This is a genomic window from Pedobacter hiemivivus, from assembly GCF_004331685.1.
Taxonomy (GTDB): Bacteria; Bacteroidota; Bacteroidia; order Sphingobacteriales; family Sphingobacteriaceae; genus Pedobacter; species Pedobacter hiemivivus.
This window is the reverse complement of record NZ_SJSM01000001.1, coordinates 504592-520976: the sequence shown is the minus strand read 5'-3', so window position 1 is coordinate 520976 and position 16385 is coordinate 504592. Positions and strand designations below refer to the sequence as shown.

The 16385-nt window shown below is 40.9% G+C and carries 10 protein-coding genes; 6 read left to right on the top strand and 4 right to left on the bottom strand.

The window, feature by feature from the left end; genetic code table 11:
• Positions 1–5: 5 nt before the first annotated feature.
• The 4 genes from EZ444_RS01935 to pdxR all read right to left on the bottom strand — a co-directional run bounded on the left by EZ444_RS01935 (position 6) and on the right by pdxR (position 6817).
• The gene (locus tag EZ444_RS01935; protein WP_165503494.1) at positions 6–3272 is read right to left on the bottom strand and encodes a SusC/RagA family TonB-linked outer membrane protein; all 3267 of its coding nucleotides are present in this window, start codon (positions 3270–3272) and stop codon (positions 6–8) included.
• Positions 3273–3494: 222 nt separating this feature from the next.
• A complete protein-coding gene (locus tag EZ444_RS01930; protein ID WP_131606685.1) occupies positions 3495–4643 on the bottom strand; it encodes a FecR family protein in 1149 nt (382 codons plus the stop codon).
• A 71-nt stretch (positions 4644–4714) separates the two neighbouring features.
• Positions 4715–5284 (bottom strand): RNA polymerase sigma factor, encoded by a 570-nt coding sequence (locus EZ444_RS01925; RefSeq protein ID WP_131606683.1) that lies wholly within the window; start codon positions 5282–5284, stop codon positions 4715–4717.
• Between the two features lie 72 nt (positions 5285–5356).
• A complete protein-coding gene (pdxR, locus tag EZ444_RS01920; RefSeq protein ID WP_131606681.1) occupies positions 5357–6817 on the bottom strand; it encodes a MocR-like pyridoxine biosynthesis transcription factor PdxR in 1461 nt (486 codons plus the stop codon).
• 148 nt (positions 6818–6965) lie between these two features.
• Between pdxR and EZ444_RS01915 the strand changes: the two genes are divergently transcribed.
• Genes EZ444_RS01915 through EZ444_RS01890 form a run of 6 tightly spaced genes read left to right on the top strand, consistent with a single transcriptional unit; the run spans position 6966 to position 16374 of the window.
• Positions 6966–7583 (top strand): RNA polymerase sigma factor, encoded by a 618-nt coding sequence (locus EZ444_RS01915; protein WP_131606679.1) that lies wholly within the window; start codon positions 6966–6968, stop codon positions 7581–7583.
• Positions 7584–7641: 58 nt separating this feature from the next.
• Positions 7642–8601, top strand: coding sequence for a FecR family protein (locus tag EZ444_RS01910; RefSeq protein ID WP_131606677.1), 960 nt, complete (start codon positions 7642–7644; stop codon positions 8599–8601).
• A gap of 2 nt (positions 8602–8603) precedes the next feature.
• Positions 8604–12041: a SusC/RagA family TonB-linked outer membrane protein gene (locus EZ444_RS01905; RefSeq protein WP_225874600.1), complete on the top strand. Its 3438-nt coding sequence runs from the start codon at positions 8604–8606 to the stop codon at positions 12039–12041.
• A 36-nt stretch (positions 12042–12077) separates the two neighbouring features.
• The gene (locus EZ444_RS01900) at positions 12078–13967 is read left to right on the top strand and encodes a RagB/SusD family nutrient uptake outer membrane protein (RefSeq protein ID WP_131607214.1); all 1890 of its coding nucleotides are present in this window, start codon (positions 12078–12080) and stop codon (positions 13965–13967) included.
• Positions 13968–14016: 49 nt separating this feature from the next.
• Positions 14017–15210, top strand: coding sequence for a DUF5000 domain-containing lipoprotein (locus EZ444_RS01895; RefSeq protein WP_131606675.1), 1194 nt, complete (start codon positions 14017–14019; stop codon positions 15208–15210).
• Positions 15211–15240: 30 nt separating this feature from the next.
• Positions 15241–16374: a DUF4998 domain-containing protein gene (locus tag EZ444_RS01890; RefSeq protein WP_165503493.1), complete on the top strand. Its 1134-nt coding sequence runs from the start codon at positions 15241–15243 to the stop codon at positions 16372–16374.
• Positions 16375–16385 lie beyond the last annotated feature (11 nt).

Sequence of the window (16385 nt, the reverse complement as noted above, 5' to 3'; positions counted from 1 at the left end):
GCTGTTTAAAAAGTTAAATTAACACCACCCGTAAATACTCTTAACGGACCTTGTCCTGCCCCCATATTTTCGGGGTCAAAGTCTCCATATTTAGAAACTGTTAAGAGGTTTTGGCCCTGCAGATAAATACTCAGTCTTTTGATAGAAAGATTTTTTAGCATTTCAGTTGGGAATGTATAGGAAATATTAACGTTGTTTAATCGGGCATAATTAACACGGGTATATGCGCCGGTGCTATTTATGAAGTTTTGCTGCTGGAATATCGCTGTGGTACCCTGTATAGCACGGGGAACGTCCGTTATGTCACCAGGTTTTTTCCATCTTCTCAGCATTATCGTTGAGGTATTGTTATTAAAAGTACCTGGTTGAGTGGTAAAGGTTTGGTAGCCAAGCATGTTCTTGCCCATTTGACTTGTGAAAGTAATGTAGGCAGTCAGACTAAAATTTTTATAGTTGAAAGTATTCTGGAAGCCACCATAATATTTGGGTGATAAATCTATAAATTCAGTACGATCTTTAACATCATCTAAACCGGCGCTAAAAAAAGGAAGCCAGTCGCTAATCACATCTCCTTTATAAAAGCTGTGATTACCCGTAGCAGGATTAACACCGGCGTACCTGAACAGTTTTACCCCCGTTATTGGTTTTCCAACTACCCAATTGGTATTTGGAAGAACTTCTACTTTTGGATAGGAGACCAGCACATTTTTTGGAACGGTAATGTTAAAGGCACTGCTCCAACTAAAATCGCGAGTTTTAACATTATTACTGCGCAGTTCCAATTCATAACCCCAGTTTTTCAATACTGCCGGAGAATTTACACTTATACCTGTGAAACCTGTCACACTTGATAGCGGTTGAGGAAGCAGCTGGTTGGATGTTTTATTCTTATAGTAAGCGCCCTCAATCCCAATGCGTCCCTTAAGAAATTCCAGGCTAAGTGCGATCTCCGCTTTTTCATTTTTTTCCCATTGTAGAGATGGGTTAGCTAAAGCATCTGGCTTTAAGCCTACACTTCCCTGGTAAGGAGTTCCATTTGTAAAAGTATTTAAGAACAGGTAATTGTTAATACCGTCTCCACCCACCGTGCCATAACTTCCTCTGATCTTTGCAAAGTTTATGATAGGGGAAAGGAGTTTCTTAAACCAGCGCTCTTCACTGAGAATCCATGCAGCGCCTAAGGATCCAAAAAAGCCCATCTGGTTATCTTTTCCAAATTTTGTTGATCCGTCATAACGGCCGTTCACGTTTAGGATATATTTATTATCCCAATTGTAATTCACAATACCAAAGAATCCGAGATATCGTCCTGGACTTTGGTTGTAGCTTGCTGTTACGTTAGTTTTATCTGCAAAGCTAGGATTGTATAGTAGGTCGTCAGAAAGGAAATTATTTCCTGTAATGGTATTGTTGTAATCTAGTGCATTCTGCACTGTGGCTCCTGAAGTAAGATTTAGGGTGCCTTTCCCGCCTAGCTTGTGAACATAGTTGACATTTGGTTCAAATGTAAGTGTACGATTATTATAAAACTGTACCGTACTTTCTGTCGTATAAGCAACTGATGGATTATAATAAGTACTAGGTGTACCATTCAATTGTTTGGATGACAGCAGATTAAATCCAATATTTGTTCTTAAAGTTAATCCTTTTAAAGGGATGTACTTTATTTCGGCATTGGAGATCAGGTTATTGGTGTTATTTTTATTGATGATATTAAATACTCTTGCAGCGTTCTCACCAGTTTCCCAGTTTAGTCTTCCATCGGGTAAGTATAGTGGAGGTGCATTAGGTGCTAAATTTGTAGAATAGCCAGATCCAAAATCATAAGCTACCATGTCATTGATGTTATCGGTATAACTTCCTGAAAGACTGATGTAAAATTTATTATCCTTGCTGCTCGAATTCAGATTAAAGTTAATTCCGCCCCTACGATTAGATCCTTTTACACTTTGAATATCTTTCTGCTTATTGTAGCTGGCACCAATTAAGAAATTTATCCTTTCGTTACCACCAGAATAAGTAGCGTTGGCGTTGGTAACCATAGCCCTATTGCCACTCAATTCCTTTACCCAATCTGTGTATCTGTCTTGGGGCCAGGTTCCATTGAGGTCTTTATCAAAAGGTCCGGGAGTTGCCTTATCATTAGCAATTGCTTCTCTTCTCAATTCTAAGTACTGTTCCGTATTTAAGAACTCTGGACTTACACCCCGAACAGTTATACCTGTATTCATATTTATGTTAAATGAGGGTTCTCCTGCCTTACCCTTTTTGGTAGTGATCAGGACAACGCCATATGCGCCCCTGGACCCATATATAGAGGTAGCATCCGCATCTTTTAGAAAATCTATACTTTCTATCATTGACATGTCGAGGTAATCGAGTGCATTGCCACCTTTTAATTCATCAGAAGGGAAATTACCCAGCATTGGCAATTTTCCACTTGGATAGGGTACACCGTCTACTATAAATAAGGGCTGACTAGCGCCACCAAGAGAGTTTTTTCCTCTGATGGATATTTGAAAGGGTGTCCCTGGACGTCCACTTTTTTGTTGTACGAATACACCTGGGACGCGGTTTTGAATGGCCTGTAAAACATTTGGGACAGGGTTTTTCATCAATTCAACGGCTTTTATTGTGGTAGAACTACCGGTCGCGAGCCTTTTAGTCGTTGTTCCATAAGCCAATATCTGTACCTGATCAAGTTCACTTGTTGCAATTTTTAATCTGACGATTATAGGATTTTTAAGACCGCTAATGGATACTTCCTGGGGGATATAGCCAATGTGGCTGAATTGCAGGACGGCGTTCGGTTCTGCCAGCAGCATACTGAATTTTCCATCCTTATCCGTGCTTTTGTGCTGGTCGGTATTTTTGACCTTGATGTTTACACCAGCTATGGGTTCGCCATGTTCGTCAAGTACGGTCCCAATTATTAAAGTTGGAATCTTTCTGACTGAATTAATGATAAGGCCATTGATTGGTTTGGAATTGATGACTACATTTTTTTCAATGATCGTATAAACTAATGGGAGCTTATCAAAAAGTTGATCCAATACCTCCTTCAGGGTGGCATTTTTAAAATTTACACTAACTTTTGGCATAGCCTTGATCAGTTCAAGTTTAGAAAAAAAGTTATATCCGCTCTGTTGCTCAATCTGTGAAATAACAGATTCGAGACTTACATTCTTTTCAGTCATGTTGATGGTCTGACTAAAAACGGCTGCATTTACTTGGAGACAGCCTATGATCATTAGTAAAGTGGTTAGCTTCATGATAATGAATATTTTTTTAAACCGCATGAATTTTAAATGCCACGGTTCACAATTTGTTAGAAATTGCATACTTTCGTAAGGTTTGAGTTTACTGATTAGTTGATTGGTAATGGTATAAAAGCTAGTCTCAGACCTTCTGCCGGGTCATGCACGAACATGATCCGGTTTTTTCTGACACTAGGGGGTGTACAGCCTAGCCATACACTACATGTGATTGAGTAGTTATTTTACGATAATCTTTTTCCCTTCTATTTTAAAGTTAATCCCACTTGTTTCCAATATATTCAGTACCTGTGATACCTTTACATTTCTGGATACTTTCCCCTTGTAGTGATCCTCAGGAGGCTTACCCTGATAAATCACCTCTACATTATACCAACGGCCAATCTGGTTCATGATGGTCTTGATGTCTGCGTTTTCAAACTGGAACCAGCCATCCTTCCAGGCTACTGCTTCTGATGTGTTAACTGTATTGATCTGTATCCCTGGTTTACTGGCACCATTAGCTATGGCAGACTGCTGTCCGGGTCTAAGTAAAGCTTCATTACCATCACTAAGTATTTTCACACTACCTTCCAGTAAAGTTGTCCTTGCATATTCTTCCGCAGGATAGGCATTTACATTAAAATGAGTGCCTAATACTTGAACAGTTTGTTTTTCGGTGATCACACGGAAGGGCCTATTTGCATTTTTTGCTACTTCGAAATAGGCTTCACCGGAAAGTTCAACATTCCGTTCCCCATTTTTAAAAATTGTAGGGTAACGCAGGCTGGATGCAGCGTTTAGATAAACAATGCTATTATCTGGGAGCTGTACCCGGAATGTTTCGCCTTTTGCTGTTGTTAATGTATTATAAGCAGTTGCGGTATTACTTTTATCCTTAATGGCCTGATAGGAAATCAGCCCATCGGCGGATTTCGTTATCTTTACCCCTGGATCCATTGCCAGCAATCCATTGATTGCCTCAGAAATATGGATTTTCTTACCACTAGCCAGGAGTAAGGTTGCTCCCTGCTTACCAGGGGCCACATCATTTGTATATTTAGTATGCTGAATAATTTCCCCCTGATTGCGGTTGGTATAGAAATAAATTGCCAGGTTGGTACTCAGTAGCAACACCGCGGCTGCCACAAATCGAGGCCATAAGCTTACTTTTTTAACCACAGGATATGGAGCCAGTTCTAAACGCGCATCAATGCCCGCCTTAATAGCCAGCTTTAATCGTTCTTTTTCCTTATTCTCCAAGAGCTCTATTACACTGGTTTCAGCCATAAAGAACTGGTAATAAGAATGAAGGAACTGTTCTTCCTGCTTAGAAGCCCTTCCTTCAATATATTTTGACAAAATGTCTAAAAACTGCGCCTTCTCCATTTGTAATTGCTGCTATTTAACAACATGAGTAGGCAAATGGAAAAAGCCCCACGCGGAATGAAAATATTTTTTTATTGGTTTTGGCTCATTAAGTAAGCGATGGACAAAAGAGAAGCCCTAAGTATGGTCAGTGCCCTGGCCAGTTGGTTTTGTACCGTCTTGCGGGAAATTTTAAGTTCCTGAGCGATTTGTGAAGTAGTCAGATCTTCATGAAAACGCATTCTAAAAATAGTTTGTTTGGCGGCTGGGAGTGAACTAACCAGGGATTCATAATTCTTAAAGAATTCTTCGAGTAAGATTTCGGCATCCGCTTGTGGGTAATATACTCTTGCTTCCATGATCAGGTCAGTTATCGGAAGGAAGCGGTTATTTATCTTTAGCTGCCTGAATACGTTGTTGCGACAGGCAGAAAACAAGTAGGCTTCAAGGTTGTCGATGTAATTAGTTTCTTTGTGCGTCCACAAGGAGATGAAAACATCCTGGGTGATGTCCTTGGCCATGGTTCCATCGTTTAGTTTTTTAAAAGCCTGGTCATAAACTTTATCCCAGTGCTTTTCATACAAATAGTCAAAAGCATGCCGATCTCCTTCTCGCAACATCAGAAGTAATTGCTGATCGGTGTGACTACTGTAATCTAACATGATACTTGAATTCTTCCCCCTATACAATTTACGAAATTTTTCGGAACAAAACTGTATAAATTTTTCCGTATTCTATATAACCTTTTTCAAGATACCCAATGCTGCTATCATTTCACTTTCATTGAGGGAAGCAAAACCCATTCTCATCCCATTAGCCGAAAAGGATTCATTTTTATAAAAATGTCCATTTTCGATGTAAAGACCTTTTTTTAAAGCCTCTTCAGCGGTTTTGATTAAATCAATCTTTTGATTAAAATTTGACCAGACAGCGAGCCCGCCATCTGGTATCTCAAATTCTATGACTTCGTTGAATTCAGATTTGAGGATCTCGCAAAAAAGATTTCTACGCTGCTTATATATTTTTAGTGACTTTCGGAAATGCCTATCCATTTCGCCATTGTCAAACATCATGGCAAAAGCATCTTCCAGTAAGGTATCTCCTTGTTTGTCGATCAGCCCCCTTAATGAGGCTGCGGCTTCAACAAAAGCTGTAGGACCAATCATAAATCCAATTCGCAAGGCGGGAGCAAAAGTTTTTGAAATGGAACCGATATAAATTACGTTGTGATTGTGATCAATACTTGCTAATGGCAGGTAAGGTTTATTATCATAATGAAAGTCAAAATCATAATCATCTTCAATGATTGCAAACCGGTGTTCTTTGGCAAGTTTTAATAGTTTCAACCTTCGTTCCATGCTAGTGGTTACCGCTGTTGGAAAGTGATGGTGCGGAATGATATATACCGCCTTTATTTTTTTGACTGTTAAAAGCGCTTCGAGATAATCAATATCCATTCCATTGGCATCAATAGGGACCCGCAGGAGATTTGCACCGACATAGCTGAAAGTGTCATCTGCAAAACCGTAATTTGAAATTCCAACGGCGATGTTATCTGTAGGTTGGAGTAATAGCTGAGCTGCTAAATAAATCCCCATTTGGCTACCTTTTGTAATGATTATTTGTTCAGAAGAAACATTTAGGCCTCTGGTGTTGGATAAATAATCGCAAAGAGAGGATCGCAGATGTTGGGAGCCTTTGGAGTCTCCGTATTTCAGGAAGTTTTTTCCATAAAATTTTCTGGAGATGCTTCGATATTCCCGCATGAGTTGATCAACTGGTGCAAGGCGTACATCAGGAAAACCCGCATCAATAGCGAGATCTGCTTTGTGGAGGTTGTTGCTGGGAATTGCATTACTAAACTTGTTGGTCCAGATGAAAGCTTCCTGAACATTTTTATTTAAGGTTGGTTCTGGAAGTTGGGGCTTGGAAATTATTGGCAAGTTGGAAAGTACAAAAATTCCTTTTCGTTCAATAGATTCAGCCCAGCCCTGACTAATCAGCTCTTCATAGGCCAATTTAACGGTATTTCTATTGATACCTATCAACTCCGCTAATACGCGGGAGCTAGGCAATATATCTGATGGCTGTAGTGTACCGTTGGTGATCAATAAGATAAATATGTTGCAAACCTGGATGTGTAAGGTCACAGGTGCATTTCGGTCAATCTGGATTAATGATTTATATGGTAACATCTGGGCTGTTTTTTTTATAGAAATTATCCTATAAATATAATCCAATATCTGTATTTTTCAACATAGCAAATAAACATAGCGAATAAAATATAGGAAGACTTAATATGTCCACAATGTTCTGGTAATATAGCTTACTCACTTTTGGCGGGTGAAACAATTAGAAGATTCTGCGCTACTGGGATTATTGCGTAATTCTGATTATAAAGCATTTGACGAATTATATCTGCGTTTCTGGAAAACGCTTTATATGCACGCGTTAAAGAAGACAGGAAGTAGTGATGATGCGTCTGATCTTGTCCAAGAGGTTTTTACAGATCTCTGGGATAGAAGAAAAAACATACCAGAAATTAATGCCCCCTTTAAACACTATCTGCGCAGCATGCTGATTTTTAAAGTCGCTGATTATTTTCGCCGTAAAGGATTCAGCGAGCTTCATATTGCAGATTTTGAAGAGTTCCTAAGCAATACCCCTGCAGAGTCCGTTGCTACACCAGCGATACATGAAGAGCATAGGCAGCAGTTTGATAAGGCTCTTGCCCTTATCAATAAGACCGTGGCCAATATGCCAAAAAAAATGCGGAGGATTTTTGTGATGAGCAGATCTGGTAAATATTCGGTTTCGCAAATTGCAGAATCGCTGGATATTTCCAACCAGACCGTTAAGAACCAAACTGCCAACGCTATGCAGCGGCTAAGAAAGGCGACTGCAGATTTTTCACTGAATATATTTTTTCTTGCTCTTTTTTACTGGTTAACGATAAGTTAATAGAAGCTTAACGATAAGTTTCTGGTACTTTTTGGTTTCTCTACGACTTTATAGGTGAATGAGACCAAAAAAGTATACGTTAAAGAACCTGTTTAACAGGATGGCGAAAGGAGTAGCCACTAAAGAAGAAAAACAAACAGCACAGCAATGGTACAGCAGACTGGATTTGACCGGGGGCGAAGCATTTGGTTCTGCTGAAGAAGAACTCCGTATACAGGAACGTATGCGCCTGAATTTACATGCCCATGTGCATCAGAACAAAATATTAAAGCTTTATAGATCTTTGTCTGTACAAAAGATTGCTGCTGTACTTTCCTTTGCCTTGCTAACTCTGGCCATAGGAGGGTATTTGCTTAAGAATCATCCGATACAGCAATACCAGGTTGCATCAGGAAACCAACACATTAGAGCTGTAACATTGCCTGATGGTACTCGGGTTATGCTTAATATGGGCTCGAGCATCAGTTGGAAGAGCAACTATAATACATTAAACAGAGCGGTGCATCTTGTCGGCGAAGCATACTTTGATGTGAAGAAAGACAAACAACGGCCTTTCATTGTCAGTTCCGCTAATATCAATACCATCGTACTTGGTACAGCTTTTACCGTTGAGGCCTATCCCACAGAGAACCATTTGAATGTTTCGCTGATCCGGGGAAAGGTAAAAATAGAAGATCAGGACAATCAGGACAATAAGGTATTCCTGCTGCCAGGGAATATGGCTAGTTATGATACTGGAACCGGAAAAATAGAAGTTAGGGCCACTGCTGTGGAAGCTCCTGACGCCTGGACGCATGGAGCCCTGGTTTTCAATGACATTCCACTTGCAACCGCTATAGAACGCTTAAGTACAAAATATCATTTAAACATCCAGTTTGACAAAACTGAAATGGAAAAGAAAAAAGTGACCGCTTCTTTCCACGTTGTTAGCTGGCAGGAAGCCCTCCATAGCATATTGTTTGCGAATAATATGACCTACATCATTAAAGACAATACAATTCACATAATCAACAATTAGTAATGAATTATAATTTTACCAAATTATTTCTGGTCCTGCTGTTCACCGTGTTTTATCATGGTGGCACCTATGCGCAGCAACTTGGATCTAACCAGTCCGTTTCAATTAGCATCTCGAATGGAAATGCATTGCAGCTGATTAAGGAGCTGGAGAAACAATCTACCGGTTACTCCTTTTCCTATTCCAGTGAAAAGTTGGAGGCTGTGCGACTAAATAAGATCAGCTTCAATAATATGGGCTTGCTGGATGCCCTCAAAATTATCGAAAAAGAATATAGGCTGATTTTTTCCGTCCAGGAAAAAACAATTTCAGTAAGTACTATGCCTGTTTCACCATCACGGAACTTACCGGTAACCAAGGCGCTACTTAAAGAGGTATGGGGAGTCGTTCGTGATTCCATGGGAGGTGTTCCGGGCGTGTCCGTGAGGATTAAAGGTACATCTATTGGAACCATTACCGATACAGATGGCAGATACCTGATCTCAGTACCTAATGATAAAGCCATCATCCAGTATTCCATGGTTGGCTACATCACAAAGGAAATCGTTGCCTCTGGGCTGCAACTGATCAATGTTACACTCGAATCCGCCTCAGGAAATCTAAACGAAGTAGTGGTAGTAGCCTTCGGAACCCAGAAAAAAACGGATATGGTAGGTTCGGTAACTTCAATCAACGTAAAGGATCTGAAAGTTCCTTCCAGCAACCTGACTACCGCACTGGCTGGACGTGCGGCTGGTATCATCGCTTATCAGCGTAGCGGAGAACCGGGACAAGACAATGCAGATTTTTTTGTACGGGGGATTACAACCTTCGGAAGCAATACCTCTCCATTAATTTTGATTGATGGTATGGAACTGACAACAACAGATCTTGCCCGGCTTCAGCCGGATGATATTGCCAGCTTCTCCATACTAAAGGATGCGACCTCGACAGCTGTATATGGTGCAAGAGGGGCAAATGGTATCATATTGGTTACTACAAAGCAAGGTGCTGTTGGAAAAGCAAAACTATCCTTCCGTTTGGAGAATTCTGTATCCAGCGCAACTAAGGATCTGGAACTAGCTGATCCAATTACCTATATGAGACTTTCCAATGAAGCCATCTTAACAAGGGACCCATTGGGCACACTGCTCTATTCGGAGGAAAAGATTGTCAATACTCAGGCCGGTAAAAATTCCATCATTTATCCTGCTAATAATTGGAAAGAAATGTTGTTTAAGGACAATGCCATTACCCAGCGCGCCAACCTGAATATCAGTGGTGGCGGTGGAATTGCCAGGTACTTTGTTTCCGGTGCCTACAATAAGGATAATGGTATGCTAAATGTTGATCAGCGCAACAATTATAACAACAATATCAACCTGAAAAGTTATACCCTTCGTTCAAATGTTACTGTTGATGTAACGAAATCTACCGAAATGATTGTTCGGCTGAGTGGAAACTTTGATGACTACAGTGGGCCGATAGACGGTGGTTCGGGTATGTATAGAAAGGTAATGAGGTCTAATCCTTCGTTGTTTCCTGCGTATTTCCCGACTGATGAACAGCATCAGTTTGTAAACCACATTATGTATGGAAACTATGGTGGGGGAAATTACCTTAACCCTTATGCCGATATGACAAAAGGATACAAAGATTACTCAAGATCACTTATGCTGGCGCAGTTTGAAGTAAAGCAAGAGCTGTCAAGTATCATAAAGGGACTTTCATTCCGCACGATGTTAAATGCGAACAGAACATCATATTTTGACGTGAACAGAGCTTATACCCCATACTTCTATACTTTGGGGGGATATGATCAACTGAATGATAAATACACCATTACCAACCTGAATGAGTCAACCGCTACAGAATATCTGGGCTATACTGAAGGGCAAAAAATAGTTCAATCCTCTTTTTACCTGGAATCGATGCTCAACTATAATCAAACTTTTAACAAGCACGGTGTAAATGGTTTGCTGGTTTACAGGATGATGGAAAATATTGAAGCAAACGCAGGTGATCTTCAGGAATCCCTTCCTTTTAGAAACCTTGGTGTATCAGGGAGAGCAACTTATTCTTATGATAACCGCTATTTCGCAGAGTTTAACTTTGGTTATAACGGATCGGAACGTTTTGATGAATCCAAGCGTTTTGGCTTTTTCCCTGCCGCAGGTGTCGCATGGAATATTTCCAATGAAAAGTTTTTTTCCAGGATTAAGCCAATAGTCAGTAATTTAAAATTGCGTGCTACCTATGGCCTTATCGGTAATGATGCCATTGGTGACAAGAGCGATCGGTTTTTTTATCTTTCCAATGTTGATATGAATTCGGTCCCAAGGTCGGCAACATTTGGCAATGGACAAGGTGAAATGTTTACCCTGAAGGGGGTGTCAGTATCCAGGTATGCTAACCCGGATATTAGCTGGGAAGTTGCCACAAAAAAGAATTTTGCGCTGGAAATAGGACTCTTTAATAAAATAAATTTCCAGGCAGAATATTATAATGAATCAAGGGACAATATCCTGATGACCCGTTCTGTACCTAATACCCTGGGCTTGACCTCTCCGGTACGGGCCAATGTGGGGAAAGCATCTGGGAAAGGAACGGACATCTCTATAGATTATTCTGAAACGCTGAACAACAATATGTGGTTCTCGGCAAGAGGAAACTTTACTTATGCAGCAAATAAATTTGAAGTATACGAAGAACCTCAGTATAATGAAGCGTACCGTTACAAAGTAGGTAATCCCATAAATCAATCCTATGGATATATTGCCGAGCGGTTATTTGTTGATGATGAAGAAGCTTTAAACTCACCTAAACAAAATTTTGGTGAGTATGGGGGAGGTGACATCAAGTATACTGATGTAAATCGCGACGGACAGATTACAGAGGCCGACAAAGTGCCGATCGGTAATCCAACCGTTCCTCAGATCATTTATGGTTTTGGATTTTCAATGGGCATCAAAAATTTTGACTTTAGTGGATTCTTCCAGGGACTTGCCAATGAGTCTTTCTGGATAGATGCTAAAGCTACCTCACCCTTTGCTTCTTACAGAACAGACGCAGAAATTGCGGATAAAGTACTTGATGGTAAAATATTAAATAATCAATTACTGAAAGCATATGCCGACAGCCACTGGTCGGAAGACAACCGAGATGTATATGCGTTATGGCCAAGATTAAGTCCTGAAATCAATGAAAATAATTCGCAAACCAGTACCTGGTTCATGCGTGATGGGGCATTTTTACGTCTTAAAACAGTTGAACTTGGTTATACACTTCCAAAAAGCTGGCAGAAAAAAATGGGCACCAGTTCATTTCGGGTTTATGCCAGTGGGACTAATCTTTTCAATTTTAGCAAGTTTGATTTATGGGATGTGGAAATGGGAGGGAATGGCCTGGGCTACCCACTGCAAAAAGTATTTAATGTGGGTATTAACGTGACATTTAACTAAGGAATCATGATTGTAATACAAACAAAGTCGATGAATATGATGAAAAAAAATATAATTAAGGTGGCATTTGTGCTGCTTGTATTATCTACAATGTGCTCTTGTAAAAAATACCTGGATGTTGTGCCCGATAACGTGCCAACGATAGAAAGTGCTTTTACCATGCGTACTCAAGCCCAAAAATTCCTGTTCACCTGTTATTCATACATGCCTAAAGAAGGCGATCTTACAGATGATCCTGGTATCCTTGCCGGTGATGAGATATGGGATCAGCCGCTTAAAGGTGCTTATTTTCAAATAGCCAGGGGCTTTCAGAAAGTGAGTTCGCCATATGGTGACAGGTGGACTAATTTGTACAGGGCGCTTAGAGATTGTAATATCTTTTTAGAAAACGTAGGAAAAGTGCCTGATCTGGATGAAGAAGAAAGGAGACGATGGATCTCAGAGGTAAAGTTCCTAAAAGCATACTACCATTTTTATTTGGTAAGGATGTATGGTCCCGTGCCGATCATCAAAAATAATTTATCAATTGACGCTGATCCAGATATGATGCGGGTAAAGCGTGATCCGGTAGATTCATGCTTTAGTTATATCACCAGCCAGATAGACGAAGCTGTGGAATCACTTCCCCTTACCGTGGTTAACCCCACAACAGAGGCGGGGCGCATTACGCAGCCCATTGCGCTAGCGTTGAAAGCTAAGGTACTGGTTACTGCAGCAAGTCCCCTCTTTAACGGAAATGCAGAACAGGCCAGACTTAAAAATGCAGACGGAACAGCCCTTTTTAATCCTGTATATTCAAAAGTAAAGTGGGATTCTGCGGCTGTGGCCTGTAAAAAGGCAATTGATCTGTGTCATTCTGTAGGGATGAAGCTATATACTTTTAATCCTGATTTTCAGCAATACAACATCACGCCCACAACCAAAACGCAGATGAGTATCAGGAATAGTTTTGCCGAAAAATGGAATAGTGAGATTATCTGGGCCAATACGCAAACCCTGCCTGCGGTAACTACCTTGCAAACGTTGGCAGCCACCTGGTGGGATCCAACCATGCTCGATATTTCCAGTATCAGGGGCGAATTGTCTCCTCCTTTAAAGATCGCTGAGATGTTCTATTCCAGGAATGGCGTTCCCATTACCGAAGATAAGACATGGAACTATAATAACAGGTATAGTCTGCGTACAGCTCAGGAAAATGAAAAATTATCTATTAGAAAGGACTATGAAACTGCCCAGCTTAATTTTGACAGGGAGCCAAGATTTTATGCGGATCTTGGTTTTGATGGGGGGATTTGGTACGGACAGGGTAAGTATGACGACAGTCAGGAATTATTTTATCTCCAGGCCAAGTTTAAACAACGCAACGGAGCTGGAAAGGCTAATTTTAGTACGGTGACCGGATATTACATAAAAAAATATGTGCATTACCAAAATGTGATTGTCGGTACTACCTGTTCTACAAATCCATTTCCTTGGCCTATTATCCGTTTATCAGATCTTTATCTGCTGTATGCCGAAGCTCAAAATGAATCGGAGGCAACACCCAGTGAAGAGACTTTTAAATACATCAATCTGGTAAGGGAAAGGGCAGGTCTGAACAGCGTACAGTCATCTTGGACCAATTTTTCCACCAATCCTGAAAAGTTCAGCAGCACTTCGGGTATGCGTGAGATCATTCATAAAGAAAGACTTATTGAGTTGGCTTTTGAATCACAGCGTTTGTGGGACTTAAGACGCTGGAAAGAAGCAGCCAAGGAGTTGAACACATCGATCACATCCTGGGATATGGGGCAGGAAGCTGCGGTCGGATATTACAGACCGGTAAGTCTGTTCAACCAAACCTTTGCTTCGAAGGATTATTTCTGGCCAATCAGCGAAGCAAATATCACAGCGAATAGGAATCTTGTTCAGAACCTGGGCTGGTAACGCTTCATAAATGATCGTTTTAACACCATTTAAAAACAGATAAATACGGATGAAAAACCTATATTTTATAATTTCGATAATTATAGCTACACTCTTGTACAGCTGTACAAAAGAAGAAAGACTGGACCATATAGATGCCAACGCACCGGCACCAGCACCGATCAGCAATGTGAAAATTAAAGAACTGCCGGGAGCTGCTAAGCTTTCTTACAAGATTCCCGTAGATCAGAACCTGGCCTATGTAAAAGCCATTTATGAAATACAGCCGGGTGTATTCAGAGAAGCCAAAACATCCAGGTATGCAGATACATTGGCGCTGGTAGGTTTTGGGGATACCAAAAGTTACGAAGTAAAGATCTATAGTGTAGGCAAGAACGAAAAGGAATCTGCTCCTGTAATCGTCAATGTCAGCCCTCAAACACCTCCTGTCAGATCGGTGTTTTCAACAGTTGATGTCGAATCTACTTTTGGCGGAGTAACGGTAACTTTTGACAATGCAACTAAAGCAGATCTTGCCATAGAGGTAATGATGGATACTACTGGCAAGAATACCTGGGCACCAGTAACCTCTTATTATTCAGCAGCAGTAAAGGGTAAATTTTCTGCAAGGGGCTTAAAAAGCCAGGAGAAAAAATTTGCGGTATACATAAGGGATCGCTGGAGCAATAAATCAGATACCCTGGTTAAACTCCTGACACCAAAATTTGAAACACAGATATCAAAATTGAGTTGGGTTTCCATGCAAATGCCACTTGATTCCTGGAGGCCAGTAAACTCGGGCTATAGCGTTTCAAAAATATGGGATGGAAAATGGGGGATACTTACGGGGGATACTTTCGCAACGCCCAATGGTTCTACCATACCTTCCTGGTTTAGTATAGATCTCGGAAAGAAAATCCTGTTGAGCAGATTTAAGGAACATCAGGCACCTACGTCGCATTTATACATTGCATCGGCAGTTAAAAAGTTCGAACTGTGGGGCTCTAATGCGCCTAATCCTGATGGCTCTTTTAACGGATGGGTATTGTTGGGGGCATTCGAATCGTACAAGCCATCAGGATTACCAATGGGCCAGACTACTGCAGAAGATAAAAATTATGGCAATTTTCTCGGAGAGGATTTTCTTTTTGAGGAAACACCACCAGCTGTGCGTTACCTGCGCTGGAAAACTGTGGAAACCTATAGCAGTACGGGGCAAATAGTTATAGCTGAGCTCACTTTATTCGGGGAAGTACAGCCCTAATTGTATATCATGAATATGAAAATTAATCGTATGAAAATAAAACATCATCAAATCGTGCTGCTTGCCATAACCATATGCGCAGTTGCTGCCTGTACGAAAATGGATAGCAGTTACAAAGAATTTATTGTTCCGGGAGGGCTAACCTATGCAGGCAGGGTAACTAAGCCTGTTGTCCAGTCGGGCCGCGAAAGAATCAGAATCTCCTGGCTCCGCGGCGCGGATGCCAATGTGAAACTGGCAAGGATATACTGGAACAATTATGCAGATTCTGTTAGTGTACCAATTCCAGCCAGTGGCGACACCATTAGTGTGATCATTGATCATTTGGAGGAAAGGCCCTATACTTTTATTGCACGTACTTTTGATGATAAGGGAAATAAATCTGTTGACGTAGAATTACTGGGTGAAACTTATGGTCCTAAGTATCAATCATTATTGGTCACGCGTCCGGTAGTTCAGAGTGAAAATATGGGAACAAATCTACTGATAACCTGGAGCAATGCCAATAAAACCGGCGGGGCCTATGTAACGGAAGTAGAATATATCAATACTGCGAATGTAGTTACCGTAAAGCGTTTTGGTGTGGATGAAGTCAGCTCTGCAATTTCAGACTATAAACCAGGCAGCACCTACAGATACAGAACGGAGTATCGTCCAGGTGCAAGCATAGATCCTTTTTATACAGGATATACTTCGCTGATTGTATCTTCAAAAATACCGAAATCAGGCCTTGTGGCTACAGCTGACTCTTTTGCTGCTACCTCTCAGCTTGCCAATGGCGGAGGTCCTGCCAAATTTGCTTTTGATGATGACCTGAATACTTTCTGGCATACCCATCATACTCCCGCACCAGTTCCGGTATTCCCACATTGGTTGGCAGTCGACCTTCAGAAAACTTATAACATAACCAGGGTTGAGCTGATTTGCAGGGCAGGCGCAACAGGAGTTACAAATAGTTTTACCACATTTATTATCCAGGGAAGTATGAACGGAACAACCTGGACAGATTACGATACGTTTACACTGATACAAAAAGATGAAGCGCAAAGTTTTGCTCCAAAAAACACTGCGAAAATGCGCTTTTTCAGAATCTATGCCACTGCAGGCCCCGCCGTACATACCAGTTTAGCTGAGTTTACCGTATACGGTTATGAAGCCCCATAAAATAATCTTAT